Raw genomic sequence first — 15,777 nt, forward strand, 5'->3', positions numbered from 1 at the left:
AATACGGATTGGTAACGGAAATTCACTGCTAAAGGCTTTATCATAGCCGTCATGTTGCCCCGACTGAAACCGATATGACGCCTGCGCTCTGGCTATCACTGTTTTTTGCCCTTTATTACTTTGGTTATGGCACTTTTTTACCCTTCTGGGCGCTGTGGCTGGGCAATGCCGGTGCCAGTGCGGGTCTGGTAGGCCTGCTGCTGGGACTGGGTATGGCGGTGCGTTGTGTCGGCATTCTTGGCGTAATGAGCCGGGTGCGCGCCGCGCGCCATCTGTTGCCGGTAATTCAGGGGCTGGCGCTGCTCAGTTGCCTGGGATTTATGGCTTTTTACGGCTGGCAGAGCACGGTGGGGCTGCTGATACTGACGCTGGCGGTCAATCTGGTGTACCCGGCACTGATTCCGCTCAGTGAGGCCATGGCCAGCCGCTATATCGTGCAAATTCAGCTGGACTACGGCAAAGCCCGGTTGTGGGGCTCGGCGGCTTTTATTGCTGCCAATCTGGTGGTGGGCATGCTCAATGAATATGGCGGCAGCCAGTGGATTTTACACAGTATGGTGATGTCGCTGACGTTGATCAGCCTGCTGACGTTAATACCGCCCAGGCCGGCACCGGCGGAGCAGCCCGCCGGACGAAGCGGCGATAGCATTATGGTGGTGTTGCGCCGGCCCGGGGTGGGGCGCTTTTTGCTGATCACCTCGTTACTGCAGGGCAGTCACGCCTTTTATTATGGCTTCAGTGCGCTCTACTGGCAGCAAGAGGGTTACAGCACCACTGTGATTGGTTACCTGTGGGGGCTGGGTGTGCTGGCAGAAATTATGGTGTTTGCGCTGGACCGCAAATGGCTGAGCCATGTCACCGCCCGCACCCTGCTGCTGGCCGGGCTTCTGTGTGCGTTGTTGCGCTGGGGCGTACTGGGGGCGACGACAGAGCTGCTCTGGCTGGTGCTGGCGCAATTACTGCACGCGGGCAGCTTTGGCGTCAGCCACCTGGGGGCGGTCAGGTTTATCAGCCGGGAGCTGGACGAGCGTGCCGTTTTTGGTGCTCAGGCGCTTTATGCCGCCATTGCCCTCGGAGTGGCCTCGGGTATCTTGCTGATGATATCGGGGCAGCTTTACTCCGCCTTTGGCGGACATACTTTCTGGTTTATGGCAGCCCTGGTGCTGCCCGTGGCCTGGCTGCTGGCCGGGCCCTTAAATAAGGAGCAAGCAGCACCATGATGCAGGGCTGGACCGTTATCAATATTGCGCTGGCTTATCTGGGCGTGCTGTTTCTGCTGGCCTGGCTGGGTGACCGGCCACGCATGGGCAACCTGGTGCGGCGCATGCGTCCCATGCTCTACAGTCTGTCGCTGGCGGTTTACTGCACGTCATGGAGCTTTTTTGGCACAGTGGGGCAGGCCAGTACCGACGGTTGGACCTTTTTTACCATCTACCTTGGTCCCATTATTATTTTCACGCTGGGCGGGCGTTTTATTGCCCGCCTGATCGAGGTGGCCAAGCGCGAGCACATTACCTCCATTGCCGACTTTATTGCTGCCCGTTACGGCAAGTCGCAACGGCTGGCGGTGTTTATTACCCTGATCGCCATCGTCGGGGTACTGCCCTATATTGCGTTGCAGCTGAAAGCCATTGTGATGGGGCTGAACCTGATGGCCCCGGATGTGGTGGCCGGGGCCGGGCGCAATGCCGGTGAAGTGGCGCTGATGGTCACTCTGCTTTTTACCCTCTTTATTCTGCTGTTTGGCACTCGCCATATTGACGCCACCGAGCATCAGCGCGGCGTGATGGTGGCCATTGCCGCCGAGTCGGTGGTCAAGCTGATTGCCTTTATTGTGGTGGGGGGCTTTGCGCTCTGGCTGATTCTGGCCTATCCCAATCAGCAGCGGGTGATGATCACCGAAGACTTTATCAGCTCTCTCAGCGTGGTCAGTGGCGGTCATCTGCTTGATATCGGCGTTTATACCCTGCTGTCGATGAGTGCCATTATCTGCCTGCCCCGTCAGTTTCATGTGGCTGTGGTGGAGCATCACAGCGAGGCTGACCTGCGCCTGGCCCGGCGTATTTTTCCGGTTTACCTGCTGCTGTTTGGCCTGCTGGTGCTGCCGCTGTCACTGGCGGGCCAGCAGTGGCTGACCGCGGGCACCTCGCCCGATACCTATGTGATCAGCCTGCCGTTGGATCTGGGGCTGCCCAATCTGGCCATGCTGGCTTTTATCGGCGGAGCTTCGGCGGCCACCGGCATGATGATTATCTCCACCATAGCGCTGGCCATTATGATCAGCAACGATCTGGTGTTGCCCATGATACTGCGCCGCCGCCAGCTGCAGGGCGCGGGCTTTGAGGATGTGGCTCAGTTACTGCTGAATGTGCGCCGCACTGCCATTGTGGTGATTATGGCCACTTCCTGGCTGGTGTTTTTATGGCTGGGAGATATCAGCAGTCTGTCACGCATCGGGTATCTCAGTTTTGCCGCCATTGCCCAGTTTGCGCCGCCGCTGGTGCTGGGGCTGTTGTGGCGGGGCGGTAACCGGCGCGGTGCCTACTGGGGCTTAAGTCTGGGCATGCTGATGTGGCTGCTGAACCTGATGGCGGAAACCGGCCTGTTTGCCGGCGATGCCAGCAGCAACGTGGTGCTCTGGCTGTTAACGCCGCCGGCGCTGGGCTGGCTGGCAGACATGAGTCCGGTCACCTGGGGCATTTTGCTCAGTCTGACCTGTAACCTGGCGGGATATCTGGTGGGCTCCTGGCTGTCAGTGCCGTCGGTAGGGGAACGCTTTCAGGCGGCGGCTTTTGTGGGCCGGCATCATAAGGACGACGGTGATGTCTATCGCGCCAAGGTGACAGTGCGGGATCTGGAACAACTGGCGTCTCGTTTTGTGGGTGAAGCCAGAGTCAAGCGTGCCTTTGCCCGCTATGCCGGTGAACAGGGCACACTGGAAGGCAGCATGCAGGCACCTGCCAGCCTGATCCGTCACACCGAGCGGGTGCTGGCGGGGGTGTTCGGCACTTCGTCGGCACGGCTGGTGCTGGCCTCGGCGGTACAGGGCCGTTCCATGGAGCTGGAAGAGCTGGCCACCATAGTGGACGAGGCCGGCGACGTGTTCCGTTTTAACCGGGGCTTGCTGCAGGGGGCCATTGAGCATATTGGCCTTGGCATTTCAGTGGTAGACAAGGAGCTGCGGCTGGTGGCCTGGAACCGGCGCTATCTTGAGTTGTTTCAGTATCCTGTAGGGCTGGTGCGGGTAGGCCGGCCCATTGCCGACATTATCCGTTATAACGCCGAGCAGGGGTTGTGTGGCCCCGGCGAAGTAGACCGGCAGGTAAGCCGGCGGGTGGCCTTTATGAAGGCGGGCAGCCGCCATGTGTCATCCCGCACCCGGCCTGATGGCCGGGTAATTGAAGTACAGGGCAATCCCATGCCCGGCGGCGGCTTTGTGATGACCTTCAGTGATATTACTACTTTCCGTCAGGCCGAGCAGGTGCTGAAAGACGCCAACGTCATGCTGGAGCAGCGGGTGGCAGAGCGCACGCAGGAGCTGTCGGCAGTGAACGAGCAATTGCTGGAAGCCAACCGTCAGGCAGAGCTGGCCAATGCGTCAAAGAGCCGTTTTCTGGCGGCGGTCAGTCACGATCTGATGCAGCCGCTTAATGCTGCCAAGCTGTTTGCCTCTTCCTGGCTGGAAACCTCCGGCGACGAAGAAAGCCGGCGGCTGGCGGGGCATATCGACCGCTCTCTTACCGCAGCAGAAGAGCTGATTGGCGATCTGCTGGATATGTCCCGGCTGGAGTCGGGCAAGCTGGTGCCCAAATTTCAGGACTTTCCCATCAAGGAGTTGTTCGACACCCTCAAGGCGGAGCTCGGCGTACTGGCAGAGCAGCAGGGCGGCGCCTTTTCCGTGGTCAGCAGCCGGCTTGGGGTATACAGCGATCCCCGTTTATTACGGCGTATACTGCAGAACTTTTTAACCAATGCGCTTCGTTACAGTAATGGCGGTCATATTGTGCTGGGTCTGCGCCGGGCTGGCGACCAGGTTCGCATAGAAGTGTGGGATAATGGTCCCGGCATTCCCGCTGACAAACTGGATGTCATTTTTGATGAGTTTATGCGCCTGGAGCCGGGCCAGCGCCATCAGCAGGGACTGGGGCTGGGGCTGGCCATTTCTCAGGGCCTGGCGGGCATTCTTGGCCACAAGCTGGGCGTGCACTCGGAAGAAGGTAAGGGGTCTGTATTCAGTGTGACCCTGCCGCGCTCACGCCAGCTTCCAGATGCCCTGGCTCCGGTACCTGCGGCAGTGAGCAGTAGTAACAATCGTCTGGCCGGGTTGCGTGTGCTGTGTATTGATAATGAAGCCGATATTCTGACCGCCATGAAAAGCCTGCTGACGCGCTGGGGCTGTGAAGTGGCACTGACCAGCAGTGGCGACGGAGCACGAATGTTGTGCCATGAAGGGTTTATTCCGCAGGTGATACTGTCGGATTATCATCTGGATGACGGTGAAACCGGTGTGTCAGCCATCAATATGCTACGGCTGGAGTTTGGTCGTATTCCCGCTGTGGTGATCAGTGCCGACCGTCAGCCCGAGCTGCAGCAACAACTGCAACAACTCGATTTCAGTTATCTGAGCAAACCGGTCAAGCCATTGAAGTTACGGGCGCTGCTGCAGCATCTGGTGAAACACGGGGACTAGGGACTGGGGAGCAGGCAATGGTGGCTACTACTCCCCACTCCCTATTCACCACTCCCCATTCACTTCTCCCTGCTCTCCGCAGTTCAGAACTCGCCGCCTTCCAGCTGGGACAGCGCAATTACCGCCTGAGTGCGGTTTTTGACATCCAGTTTGCGGAAAATGGCAGTCACATGAGCCTTGATCGTGGCTTCCGATACATCCAGCTCATAGGCAATCTGCTTGTTCAGCTTGCCTTCCGACAACATGGTCAGCACCTTGAACTGCTGCGGCGTCAGGCTGGACAGGCGTTCGGCCATATCGTCTTCGGGGGCGTCTGCGGCATCAATACCTTCCGGAAACCAGTTATCGCCCTCCAGCACCGTATTCAGGGCGTTGACCAGCACCGGCATGGGTGATGACTTGGGAATAAAGCCCACGGCACCCAGGCGCATGGCCTGCTGCACGACCGAGGCGTCTTCACTGGCAGACACCACCACCACCGGCAGTGCCGGATATTGGGCCCGCAGCCGGGTTAAGCCGGAGAAACCACTGGCACCGGGCATTTTCAGATCCAGCAGCAGCAAGTCGGTATCATCGGTGTCCGACAACAGCGTCATCAAGCTGTCGATGCTGTCCACTTCCTGCAGGTGGGCACCCTGCACTGCCAGTTGCACTGCTTGCTGCAGTGCGTTGCGAAACAGGGGGTGATCATCGGCAATGATAATGTGGTAGCCCGAGTCCATGATGCTTTCCTTGTGTCTGTAAAGTATTCAATGGAAGCTCATTCCATCTTTAGTTGTATGATAGGGCTTTGCAGCGTGGCTGAGAACTCTTTGGCCCTATTTTCGTGATCACGCAGATTGAGCCTGACTATGTTTGGAACCAAATCAAAGCAAGATAATAGCTGGCTGGCCGGGCTGACTGCCCCGGACGAAGACGCCCGCATCTGTAAAGATATTCCCGATAACGAGTGCCACCAGGTAGTGGGTAACCGCCGCTGGTTAATCCTGGCCCAGCTTGCCACTGCGCTGGCCGAGCTGATGGTGAATGCCAAAACCGTATTGCCCTGGTTGTTTCAGGCGCTGGGAGCACCCGTCTGGCTGATTGGCTGGCTGGTGCCCATACGGGAAAGCGGCTCCATGCTGCCCCAGTTGTTTCTGGGAGCATATGTACGCAAAATGCCGCTGCGCAAACGAGCCTGGCTGTGGGGGGCCGGTCTGCAGGCCGGCTGTCTGGTATTGATGGCAGTCACGGCCTGGATCTGGTCGGGCTGGCTGGCCGGGGTATTGTTATTGCTGCTGCTGGCACTGATGAGCCTGTCCCGCGGGCTTTGCTCCATCGCTTCCAAAGACGTACTGGGCAAGACGATTCCTAAAAAAGAGCGGGGCAAGGTGACCGGTACCGGGGCCAGCCTGGCCGGCGGTGTGGGGCTGGTGTTTGGTTTGTTACTCAGTGTGGCCGGTGATCTGCCGCTGTGGGGCTATGTGGCTGTTTTGCTGGCGGCGGCCCTGGTATGGGTGCTGGGCATGCTGTGTTACACCCGCATAGCAGAGCAACCCGGTGCCACCGATGGCGGCGTGAACGGCTGGCAGCATGCGCTTGGCAGCCTCAAGCTCATCAGGCAGGATCCGGCCTTTGGCCGTTTTCTGCTGGTGCGTACCCTGCTGATGTCCACCGCTCTGGTCACGCCTTATTATGTGTTGCTGGCTCAGCAATATAACGGCGGCATTCATATTTTGGGCGGCATGGTCATTGCTCAGGGGCTGGCGCAGTTTGCCAGCAGCTGGTTCTGGGGCAAGCTGGCAGATGTGTCGTCGCAGCGGGTGATGCAGCTGGCGGGGCTGATTGCTGCGCTGCTGGGGTTGGGCGTGTGTCTTTATCTGATGCTGGGTGGTCCGGTGCCGGCGGGTTATTTCGCGCTGGTTATTTTTGTGCTCAGTGTGGCCCATGCGGGCGTGCGGGTAGGGCGCAAAACCTTTCTGGTGGATCTGGCCGGGGGGGATAAGCGCACCGATTATGTGGCCGTCAGTAACACCCTGATGGGGTTATTATTACTGCTGGCCGGTGCCCTGAGTATGTTGCTCGGTCTGTTATCGTCACTGGCGGTCGTGCTGGTGTTTTCGTTGTTAACCTTTATTGGTGTATGGTTGGCTCAAGGCCTGCCCAATGTGCAGGACAACTCATAAGAGGATAAAACATGTTGCAAAAATGCCTGCTGGCGCTGACCGGCCTGTTGCTGGCAAGCGCGGCTCATGCCAGTGACATTGACTATATGCGCGCCGAGTTTTCGGTGATGCTGAACGGTGACGCTACCCGGGGCGTCAACACCCTCACCATAGATCGCAACCGGGAGCAGTATCATGTGCATTTTTCTCTGCGCCACTGGCTGCTGGATGTGGATCAAAAAGCCAGCTTTACCTGGAATGACTGCACTGCCCGTCCCGATACCTTCAGTTACAAGGCCAAAGCGCTGGGAGTGACCCGGGAAGAGCGGCTGGTGTTTGATCAGTCTACCGGCATGGTCCTTTATCAGAACAAGGACGGCGACAAGCTGCTGGCGGCGGAAGGGGGCGTGTTCGATCCGGTCAGCTTTTTCTTTGAGGCCCGGTGCGACCTGATGGCCGGCAAAGAAGCCTTTGATTACAAGGTGGTACGTGACGGTGAGATCAAAAAAACACCTTTCAAAGTAGTGGGTACCCAGGCGCTTAAAACGGGAGTGGGCACGCTTGATACTCTGATCGTTGAACGGGACAGGGGCAACAGCAAACGTAAAACCCGCTTTTGGGTAGCACCGGAGCTGGACTATCTGCTGGTGCAGATAAGCCATGAAGAAAACAGCCAGCTGGCAGTGACTGCAACACTCAGCAAGCTGGATCACCGCATGGCGCAAGCCGATTAATCGCGGTATCTGGCAAGTTTGTCATACAGTGTTTTGCGCGGAATACCCAGCTGCTCGGCAGCCAGTGCCACCTGATTCTGTGTTTTGTGCATGGCGTCAGAAATCAGTTGCTGCTCCAGTGCCGCCAGTTGCTCCGGTAATGTCATCAGGTTGTGCGCCGGCTCAACCGGCATCACCCCCAGTACATATTGTTCGGCGGCATGGCGCAGCTCCCGCACATTGCCGGGCCAGTCCCGGCACATCAGTTGCTGCAGCAAGGCATCGGCAGGCGCAAGCACATCACGGTTATAGTGTTGTTGTGCCTGCTCGACAAAATGCAAAAACAGCAGCGGAATATCGGCCCGACGCTGGCGCAGTGGCGGCAGTGCCAGCGTCACCACATTAAGCCGAAAGTACAGATCCGGCCGGAACAGACCGGCTCGTCCCGCTTCCTGCAAGTCAATCTTGGTGGCGGCGACCACCCTGGCATCCACCTGAACCAACTGGTTGCCTCCCAGCCGCTCCAGTACCGACTCCTGCAACACTCTCAGCATTTTTGCCTGCAGGTGCAGGGGCATGCCTTCTATTTCGTCCAGAAACAGAGTGCCGTTATCGGCGTGCTCCACCTTGCCGATGCGCCGTTTGGTGACACCGGTAAAAGCTCCCGGCTCGGCACCGAACATTTCACTTTCAAAAATCGACTCGGGCAGCGCCGTGCAGTTAATGGCCACAAAGTTGCCTTTGCGGCCGCTGCCCTGATGCAGACTGCGGGCTACCAGCTCCTTGCCGGTGCCGGTTTCTCCCAGGATCAGCACACTGGCACTGGTATCTGCAATATTATCAATCTGCCGGCGCAGCTGTTCCATTTCCGGCGTATTGCCCAGCAGCAGCTCCGCCTGTTTGCCGGCGGCCAGACGGCGTCGCAGCTGACGGTTATCCAGTATCAGGGCCCGTTTATCGACAGCCCGGCGCAGGCTGTGCAGCAATTGCTCCGGCTGATAGGGCTTTTCAAAAAAGTCCTGGGCTCCCAGGCGCATGGCTTCCACCGCCATGGGAATATCGCCATGGCCGGTGAGCAATAACACCGGCAAATTCGGATCCTGCTGTTGCAGCTGTCTGAGCAGGGCAAGGCCGTCCATGCCCGGCATGCGTACATCGGAGAGAAACACTACGGCCGCGTCGGGCTTCAGGGCTTTTAACGCCTGTTCGGCGCGGGAAAAGCCACGGGCCGGCATATCAGACAGGTGCAGTGTTTGCAGCAGGGTCTGACGAACATCGTCATCGTCTTCTACCAGCCAGACTTCAATGGGGGCTCTGTTCATTGGCGCTCCAGTCAATATGAAACAGGACTCCGCCGCCGGGCGGATGCTGAATGGTCAGCCGGCCGTCACTGGCCTCTGTCAGATCGCGCACAATAGATAACCCCAGTCCTAGACCCTGACCGGCCTGCTTGGTAGAAAAGAAAGGCTCGGTTACTTTATCCCGAATACCGGCATCCAGGCCCGGACCATTATCCTTCACCTGCAGCCAGTGCTGGCCGGCAGCAAGGGTAATCACACCATGATGATGGCCATTCAGGGCATCCAGGCTGTTGCTCAGCAGATTGGCCAGGATCTGCTCAAGGGCATGCAGCTCTATTGGCAGCAGCACAGTATCAGGCTGGCTCAGCTTGAGCTCAACACCCTGAGTGGCAAAGCGTGATGCAAGCCAGCTCATCACATTGCCAAGCGCTTCATTGAGATCACTTTGTCCTTTGGTGCTGCGCCGGGTAGCCGCAAAGAGCTTCAGTTGTGAAGTGAGTCTGGCAATGCGGTCAATCAGTCGCTCCATGGTTTGCAGGCTGGTTTTCACCTCGGCGTATCGTCCCCGTTCACTCAGCAGCAGGGTGTTGACCGACTGGTTTCTGAGTGCGGTCAGTGGCTGATTGACTTCATGGGCCACACCCGCCGCCATCTGCCCCAGTGCGGCCAGCCGGTTGGTCTGGATCAGCTCATGTTGCATGGCCCTGAGCCTGGCTTCTGCCTGAGTGCGCTCTTTTACCTGTTGCTCCAGCTGGTGGTTGCTGGCGGCCAGCGCCGCAGTGCGGGACATCACCTGTTGCTCCAGTTCACACCGTGCTTTGGCCTGCATACGGTAGTAACGACGCCGTTGCCGCCAGTAAAGCAGTAATAGCAGCAGGGCAATCAGCCCCACACCGGTGAGCGCGGTCAGCAGGGTGGCATTGACGGACAACTGGCGGCTGGGCCACCATAGTTGCATGCGCCACTGCAGGCGCGGCAGTGCCAGTTCGCTGGTGCCGTACAATGCCTTTTGCCACCGTATTTGCGGGCCGTGCCGGGTTATTCTCACAGGAGCCAGCGACATGGGCGCATATTGCCGGTCCTGATCCAGCCGCCGCCTTGCCTCAGGGCTGAGAGGCACAAGGGTTTTAAATTTGAGCTGAGTGTCTGACGCCAGCGCAATCACCTGTTCCTTATCTACCACCAGCACTTTTTCTCCGGCCAGCTGCCAGCTTTGTTCCAGTTTTTTCAGGGTAATTTTGGCGGCCAGCACGCCTTTGGTCTGATCCTGGCCCGCCATATGCAGCCCGAAAAAATAACCGGGCGTGCGGGTCGTGGCACCCACTGCATAGAACTCGCCGACATCGCCGTTCAGCGCATCAGTAAAGTAGGGCCGAAAACGATAGCGTTGCCCGATAAAGCTGAATGGGGTATGCCAGTTGCTGGCCGCCAGGGTCAGACCGTGGGCGTCAATCAGGTAGAGGGCTTCCACTCCGGTGTCTTCTGCCAGCTGTTGTAACAGCCGGTTGGCCCGGTTGATGGTGTCAGGGCTGCCGGGCTGCTCCAGCGCATTCAGCAGCACCGGATGAGACTGTAATGCGCGGGGTATATTTTCAAAGCGGGCTATTTCGGATTCCAGTGCCGCCCGGTAAACCTTGAGCTGTTGCTGAGCCCTGTGCTCCTGCTCTGCGGCCTGATGCTGCCAGCTTTGATGCCACACCAGTGCCAGTATCAGCATAAATACCAGCAACAGCAGCAAGCGGCTGAAATGTTTGAACAAGGCGGAGATTAGCGGGGCTCCTTATGGCAGGATGACAGTGTGACTGAATGGGCACCGGGCAGCCAGTGACTCAGCGGGTGGCAGCGGCCCGGGGCAGAGCACAGCCTATACTCACCGGTAAATTCGGAGCCGGCAAGCACCAGTTGCTCAATTTGCACGCCGGGTCTCCAGTGCCAGCGGCCATCACTGAAGCTGGCATCGGGAGGCGGCTCCATACCGGCCCCCGAACCTGCCACACTGGCGTGAGTAAGCAGTAAATACCGGCCGTCAGACTGGTACTGCTCCTCCCAGCGCACTTTTTCTACCGAATGCTGCCAGCTCAGGGTAATGCTGCCGGTCAGCAGCATTACCAGCGTCTTGGCACCTGATAAACAGATCATGAAGCTGTGTTGAGCTGTAACTGGCGACGTTGCTGCCACCAGTGCCGCGCCAGTATCAGAGCGGCAAGCAGCAGACCCAGCTCATCGGTCATGGGCAGAGAAAACACCAGCAGGGCTGCCGCTGCGATTGCCAGCAGGCGTTCGGCCAGACTAAAGGGCTTCAGCCAGTAACCAATGGCCCCCATGCCCCAGAGCGATACCGCCAGCAGCGCCTTGAAAATAACAAAGACGGTGGCGGCCAGCCCGGCATCGCCCTGCAGCATCAGTGCAGGCGAATAGACGGCCATATAGGGCACCACAAAGCCGGCAATGGCTATTTGCAGGGAGCGAACCCCGATGCGCAGCCCCGAGGCCTTGGCGATGGGAGAGGCGGCAAACGCAGCCAGGGCCACCGGTGGCGTCAGATCGGCCATAATGCCGAAATAAAACACGAACATATGGGACACAATCAGGGGCACACCCAGCTCCAGCAAGGCAGGCGCGGCAATGGAGCTGGTAATGATGTAGTTGGGAATGGTAGGAATGCCCATGCCCAGCACCAGACAGGTCAGCATGGTTAACGCCAGTGACAGCAGCAGGCTGTGCTCTCCCAGCTGAATAATAAACCCGGCCACTATGGTGGCGGCACCGGTCAGTGAAATAACCCCGATAATCACGCCCACCAGCGCACAGGCCACGCCCACCGGCAGGGCATGCAGTGCGCCCTGATAAAGGGCGTTGACCACAGTGCTCAGAATGTTTTGCTCCCGTTTGGCCAGCAGCAACACGGTCAGCACCGCCACAATCACAAAGATGGCAGTAATGCCGTAGTGATTAAAGGTGGCGCAGGCCAGGCCCAGTATAACCCAGAAGCCGTAACGCAAGCCTCTGGCACTGATATGCCGTGCCAGACCATTGCCCATGATCAGCACCACAGTCAGGGCCAGTCCCATCATGCCGGCAAACAGGGGCGTAAAGCCGGAAAACAGCATGACCACCAGCGCCACCAGGGGCAGTAACAGATACCAGCGCGCCTTCAGCGCCTGCAGCGGGTTGGGACATTCGGATTTGGGCAGGCCATTCAGGCCGGCACGGCCCGCTTCCAGATGCACCATTAAAAATACGGTAAAGAAGTAGAGAATAGCCGGCACCAGTGCCGCCTTGGTGATATCAACGTAAGGGACGTTAATGGTTTCAGCCATAATAAAGGCCACGGCCCCCATAACCGGAGGCATGATCTGGCCTCCCATTGAGCTGGTGGCTTCTACCGCGCCGGCAAAGTCGGCCCGGTAGCCAAATTTTTTCATCAGCGGAATGGTAAACTGGCCGGTGCTGACCACGTTGGCCACGCCAGAGCCATTAATGGTGCCCATCATGCCCGATGACAGCACAGAGACTTTGGCCGGCCCGCCGCGGGTATGGCCTACCGAGCCGATGGCAACATCATTAAACAGCTTGAGCATGCCTGCCTGTTCCAGAAAGGCCCCAAACAGAATAAACAGAAAGATATAGCTGGAAGACACATAAGTCGGGGTGCCGTAAATGCCTTCAGTACTGAAAGCCAGCTGGGACACCACCTGATCCAGCCCGTAGCCTCGGTGCATCAGCACATCGGGCAGATATTCACCAAACAGCGCATAGCCGACAAAGGCAAGGCAGATAAGCGGCAGTGCCCAGCCCATCAGACGCCGGGCGGCATCAAAGACCATCAACAGGGTCACGGTGCCAATGACCCAGTCTGTCTGGCTCAGCTCGCCGGCCCGGTAAATCAGATCCGCTTCAAACCACCAGTGATAAAAAGCAAACAACATGGCCACAGTGCCCAGCAGAATCCCCCATACCGAGGGCCGGCTCAGGGCTTGCCCGCGGGCACCGTAAAGCTGATAAACCAAAAAGAGTAAAAAGCCTACGTGTATGGCCCGCACCACAGTGGTGGATAAAGGGCTGAACGCAGCGGTAATAATCTGAAAAACAGAAAAACACAGTGCGCCATAAAAAATAAGCGCGTGTCGGCTCTGATTACTGCTCATCATCGTCTCCCGGGCTGGCCGTGCTGGCGGCCAGCGCTTGTTATTTTGTTATTCGATCAGGCCTTGCTCGCGATAATAGCGTTCTGCACCGGGATGCAGCGGCAGGGGCAGGCCCTTCACGGCACCTTCTGGCTCAATGCCGTTGGCGGCATTGTGGGCATTGCGCAGGGCAGGCAGGTTCTCAAAGACCTGTCTGGCCATCTGGTAGGCGGTGTCATCAGAGACATCTTCATGGGTGATCAGCAGATTGCTGATGGCCACGGTAGGAATATCGCTATCCTGTCCGGTATAGGTTCCGGCCGGGATCAGGCCCGGACGGTAAGCGTCATTTTCAATACCGGCGACCAGCGCTTCAGGAATGGCCACAAAGACCACGGGAGCGTGCGAAGCCAGATCGCGAAAGGCAGCCATGCCCAGACCGGCAGACTGCAGGGTGGCATCGAGCTGGCGGTTTTTCATCAGCTCCACCGATTCACCAAAGGGCAGGTACTCGGTGCGGGAAAAATCATCGTAGCTCAGCCCTGCTGCCTTGAAAATGGTACGGGCATTGAGCTCAGTGCCTGAACGCGGCGCGCCCACAGAAATACGCTTGCCTTTCAGATCTTCCAGGCTGGTGATGCCACTGTCGGCCCGGGCCACAATCTGAATGTAATTTGAATAGGTTGCGCCTACGGCACGCAGTTTTTTCAACGGAGCCGGAAAACCCGCTTCTTTTTCGCCATTCCAGGCATCTGCCACACTATCAGCAAGGGCAAAGCCAATTTCGCCACGGCCTTTTTGTAACAGGCTCAGGTTTTCAACCGAGGCGCGGGTGGCCTGCACCTGAACTTTCGAATCGGGAATATGCTCATCATAAAGCTGGGAAATGGCAACGCCCAGCGGGTAATAAACACCGCTGGTGCCACCGGTCAGTACGTTAATAAACTCAGCCGCCTGAGCAGTGGTAGCCGACAATGCCAGCGAGGCACCGAGCAAACAGTGTTTGAACATCTTCATTTTCTCTTCCTTGGTTGTGAGTTTGCGATGAAGGTGTTGCAGGTTTGGTGCCAGAAGTTAACACTCTGTTTTATTTTGTAAGTTATTGATTTTAATGGTGTGAGTGTGAGAGTGTTTCTGCTATTCCGGAAGTTGGGTAGTATTCATTCTGAATTTTCAGAATGTCTGAGCGGCTCCGTCTGGCTATGGAGCCGGTAAACATCACCGAGCAAAGAGCAAAATCATGATGATATGGATAATGGCGGTCGGGCTGGTGCTGATGGCGGCCTGGCGGGTGAACTGGCCGGCACTGCTGGCAGACAAGCGCCGGCAGCATTTGTGTTTTGGTGGTGCCATCGCCCTGGTGCCGTTGTGGATGTTGCAGGCTGGTATTCGGGACGGACTGGAGATTCATTTTCTGGGCCTGACTACACTGGCGCTGATGCTGGGCTGGCGGCTGGGACTGCTGATGGCCACCCTTGCGCTGCTGCTGGTAACGGGGTTTGGTTTTGAAACCTGGTCCGAGTTTGGGGTAAACCTGCTGCTGGGCGTAATATTGCCGGTGTCATTCAGCTATTTTCTGTTTCTGGTTACTTACAGTTACCTCTACCGGCATTTGTTTGTGTATATCTTTGTGGCAGGTTTTTTTAATGCTGCTCTCACTATTTCCGTAAAAACCGCGGCACTGGCGGCATATATGACGTGGACCGGAGAATACAGCTGGCAGATAGTACAGAACGATTACCTCACCATATTACCGCTGCTGTTGTTTCCCGAGGCGCTGCTGAACGGCATGGCCATTACCCTGCTGGTGGTGTTCCGCCCTCAGTGGATGTGCACCTTTTATGACAGGGACTACCTGATCAATAAATAGCAGGGCTTCTGGTGGCCAGCCGCTCCCAATGGATGTGCATTTTTTATGACAGGGACTACATCATCAACAAGTAACGGGGCTTCTGCCGTGCTGCCGGCTCTGGTAGGCTGTGCTGCACCTATTACGCCAAAACGAGAATAATATGAAACGTCATACACTGAAAATACTGGCCCCGCTGGTGGCCCTCAGCCTGCCTATGATGGCACAGGCAGAAATGAGTCAGGAAGACTTTCAGAAACGCGTGCGGGAAGCCCTGATGGCAGAGCCGGAAATGCTGCGTGATGCCATTATCAAGCTGGAAGAAAATGACCGGGTTGCGCAGCAGGCGGAGTTTTCCAAACAGCTTAAAGAGCAGTCGGCCCAGCTGTTTGCCAACAAAACCGATGGCGTAATGGGTAACCCTGACGGCAAAATAGAAATGGTGTATTTCACCGACTACAACTGTCCTTACTGCCACCGTTTGAACCAGACGCTGCTGGAAGTACTTAAAGGTGAGCCGGAGCTGAAAATTATCGTAAAGGATCTGGGCATTCTGGGGCCGGATTCAGTAAAAGCGGCGCGTCTGGCTCTGGCAGCCGCACAGGAAGCACCCAAGCAATATGAAGAGCTGCATCAGGCCATGATGAGCCAGAAGCGGGTACAGGCAGCTGCCCTTGCCACTATTGCAGAGAAAGCCGGCCTGGATGCTGCCAGCCTGCAAAAAGCGGCCGACAGCAAAGACATTGCCGACAAGCTGAATCAGAACCTGACCCTGTTCCGGGCGCTGGGCCTGAACGGCACGCCGGCACTGGTGTTCCCCGATGGCACCCTGGTGCCCGGTGCCATCGACGAAGCCGGCCTGAAAGACATTCTGAAAAAGCAGAAATCCTGATTAACTGCAGGGATCAGGGAATGGGGATTGGGGACTAGAGAGCGTGAAAGCGTTCCGGTTT

At 57.5% G+C, this 15,777-nt stretch carries 12 protein-coding genes; 6 read left to right on the forward strand and 6 right to left on the reverse strand.

The window, feature by feature from the left end; translation table 11 throughout:
• The first annotated feature begins 74 nt into the window (after nucleotides 1–74).
• Nucleotides 75–1,220: a 3-phenylpropionate MFS transporter gene (locus R0I78_RS00730; protein ID WP_317073941.1), complete on the forward strand. Its 1,146-nt coding sequence runs from the start codon at nucleotides 75–77 to the stop codon at nucleotides 1,218–1,220.
• Nucleotides 1,217–4,690, forward strand: a complete 3,474-nt coding sequence (locus R0I78_RS00735; protein ID WP_317073942.1) for a PAS domain-containing hybrid sensor histidine kinase/response regulator — start codon at nucleotides 1,217–1,219, stop codon at nucleotides 4,688–4,690. The genes R0I78_RS00730 and R0I78_RS00735 overlap by 4 nt, the downstream gene beginning before the upstream one ends.
• A gap of 83 nt (nucleotides 4,691–4,773) precedes the next feature.
• Here R0I78_RS00735 and R0I78_RS00740 read toward each other — a convergent pair whose 3' ends face one another.
• The gene (locus tag R0I78_RS00740) at nucleotides 4,774–5,412 is read right to left on the reverse strand and encodes a response regulator transcription factor (protein ID WP_317073943.1); all 639 of its coding nucleotides are present in this window, start codon (nucleotides 5,410–5,412) and stop codon (nucleotides 4,774–4,776) included.
• 129 nt (nucleotides 5,413–5,541) lie between these two features.
• Between R0I78_RS00740 and R0I78_RS00745 the strand changes: the two genes are divergently transcribed.
• Nucleotides 5,542–6,855: an MFS transporter gene (locus tag R0I78_RS00745; RefSeq protein WP_317073944.1), complete on the forward strand. Its 1,314-nt coding sequence runs from the start codon at nucleotides 5,542–5,544 to the stop codon at nucleotides 6,853–6,855.
• Nucleotides 6,856–6,866: 11 nt separating this feature from the next.
• Nucleotides 6,867–7,568, forward strand: coding sequence for a DUF3108 domain-containing protein (locus tag R0I78_RS00750; RefSeq protein ID WP_317073945.1), 702 nt, complete (start codon nucleotides 6,867–6,869; stop codon nucleotides 7,566–7,568).
• Here R0I78_RS00750 and R0I78_RS00755 read toward each other — a convergent pair.
• Genes R0I78_RS00755 through R0I78_RS00775 form a run of 5 tightly spaced genes read right to left on the reverse strand, consistent with a single transcriptional unit; the run spans nucleotide 7,565 to nucleotide 13,992 of the window.
• Nucleotides 7,565–8,869: a sigma-54 dependent transcriptional regulator gene (locus tag R0I78_RS00755; protein ID WP_317073946.1), complete on the reverse strand. Its 1,305-nt coding sequence runs from the start codon at nucleotides 8,867–8,869 to the stop codon at nucleotides 7,565–7,567. The genes R0I78_RS00750 and R0I78_RS00755 overlap by 4 nt on opposite strands.
• Nucleotides 8,850–10,607 (reverse strand): ATP-binding protein, encoded by a 1,758-nt coding sequence (locus tag R0I78_RS00760; protein WP_317073947.1) that lies wholly within the window; start codon nucleotides 10,605–10,607, stop codon nucleotides 8,850–8,852. Before R0I78_RS00760 ends, R0I78_RS00755 begins: the two co-directional genes overlap by 20 nt.
• Nucleotides 10,608–10,615: 8 nt before the next feature.
• Nucleotides 10,616–10,987 (reverse strand): DUF1850 domain-containing protein, encoded by a 372-nt coding sequence (locus R0I78_RS00765; RefSeq protein WP_019933488.1) that lies wholly within the window; start codon nucleotides 10,985–10,987, stop codon nucleotides 10,616–10,618.
• Nucleotides 10,984–12,996, reverse strand: coding sequence for a TRAP transporter permease (locus R0I78_RS00770; protein ID WP_019933489.1), 2,013 nt, complete (start codon nucleotides 12,994–12,996; stop codon nucleotides 10,984–10,986). The genes R0I78_RS00765 and R0I78_RS00770 overlap by 4 nt, the downstream gene beginning before the upstream one ends.
• A 48-nt stretch (nucleotides 12,997–13,044) precedes the next feature.
• Nucleotides 13,045–13,992, reverse strand: coding sequence for a TAXI family TRAP transporter solute-binding subunit (locus R0I78_RS00775; RefSeq protein ID WP_019933490.1), 948 nt, complete (start codon nucleotides 13,990–13,992; stop codon nucleotides 13,045–13,047).
• Nucleotides 13,993–14,215: 223 nt separating this feature from the next.
• Here R0I78_RS00775 and R0I78_RS00780 point away from each other — a divergent pair, with 223 nt between their 5' ends.
• Both R0I78_RS00780 and R0I78_RS00785 read left to right on the forward strand, forming a co-directional pair.
• Nucleotides 14,216–14,845 (forward strand): energy-coupling factor ABC transporter permease, encoded by a 630-nt coding sequence (locus R0I78_RS00780; RefSeq protein WP_317073948.1) that lies wholly within the window; start codon nucleotides 14,216–14,218, stop codon nucleotides 14,843–14,845.
• Nucleotides 14,846–14,987: 142 nt separating this feature from the next.
• Nucleotides 14,988–15,716, forward strand: a complete 729-nt coding sequence (locus R0I78_RS00785) for a DsbA family protein (protein ID WP_317073949.1) — start codon at nucleotides 14,988–14,990, stop codon at nucleotides 15,714–15,716.
• Nucleotides 15,717–15,777: the final 61 nt, after the last annotated feature.

Source organism: Oceanimonas sp. CAM02, assembly GCF_032842915.1.
GTDB classification, from domain to species: Bacteria; Pseudomonadota; Gammaproteobacteria; order Enterobacterales; family Aeromonadaceae; genus Oceanimonas; species Oceanimonas smirnovii.

What these genes read in the sequence shown, in the direction of transcription:
- R0I78_RS00780 (WP_317073948.1), top strand. Translation starts at nt 14,216, where the DNA reads ATGATGATATGGATAATGGCGGTCGGGCTGGTGCTGATGGCGGCCTGG.
- R0I78_RS00730 (WP_317073941.1), top strand. Translation starts at nt 75, where the DNA reads ATGACGCCTGCGCTCTGGCTATCACTGTTTTTTGCCCTTTATTACTTT.
- R0I78_RS00755 (WP_317073946.1), bottom strand. Translation starts at nt 8,869, where the DNA reads ATGAACAGAGCCCCCATTGAAGTCTGGCTGGTAGAAGACGATGACGAT.
- R0I78_RS00745 (WP_317073944.1), top strand. Translation starts at nt 5,542, where the DNA reads ATGTTTGGAACCAAATCAAAGCAAGATAATAGCTGGCTGGCCGGGCTG.
- R0I78_RS00770 (WP_019933489.1), bottom strand. Translation starts at nt 12,996, where the DNA reads ATGAGCAGTAATCAGAGCCGACACGCGCTTATTTTTTATGGCGCACTG.
- R0I78_RS00740 (WP_317073943.1), bottom strand. Translation starts at nt 5,412, where the DNA reads ATGGACTCGGGCTACCACATTATCATTGCCGATGATCACCCCCTGTTT.
- R0I78_RS00765 (WP_019933488.1), bottom strand. Translation starts at nt 10,987, where the DNA reads ATGATCTGTTTATCAGGTGCCAAGACGCTGGTAATGCTGCTGACCGGC.
- R0I78_RS00785 (WP_317073949.1), top strand. Translation starts at nt 14,988, where the DNA reads ATGAAACGTCATACACTGAAAATACTGGCCCCGCTGGTGGCCCTCAGC.
- R0I78_RS00750 (WP_317073945.1), top strand. Translation starts at nt 6,867, where the DNA reads ATGTTGCAAAAATGCCTGCTGGCGCTGACCGGCCTGTTGCTGGCAAGC.
- R0I78_RS00735 (WP_317073942.1), top strand. Translation starts at nt 1,217, where the DNA reads ATGATGCAGGGCTGGACCGTTATCAATATTGCGCTGGCTTATCTGGGC.
- R0I78_RS00775 (WP_019933490.1), bottom strand. Translation starts at nt 13,992, where the DNA reads ATGAAGATGTTCAAACACTGTTTGCTCGGTGCCTCGCTGGCATTGTCG.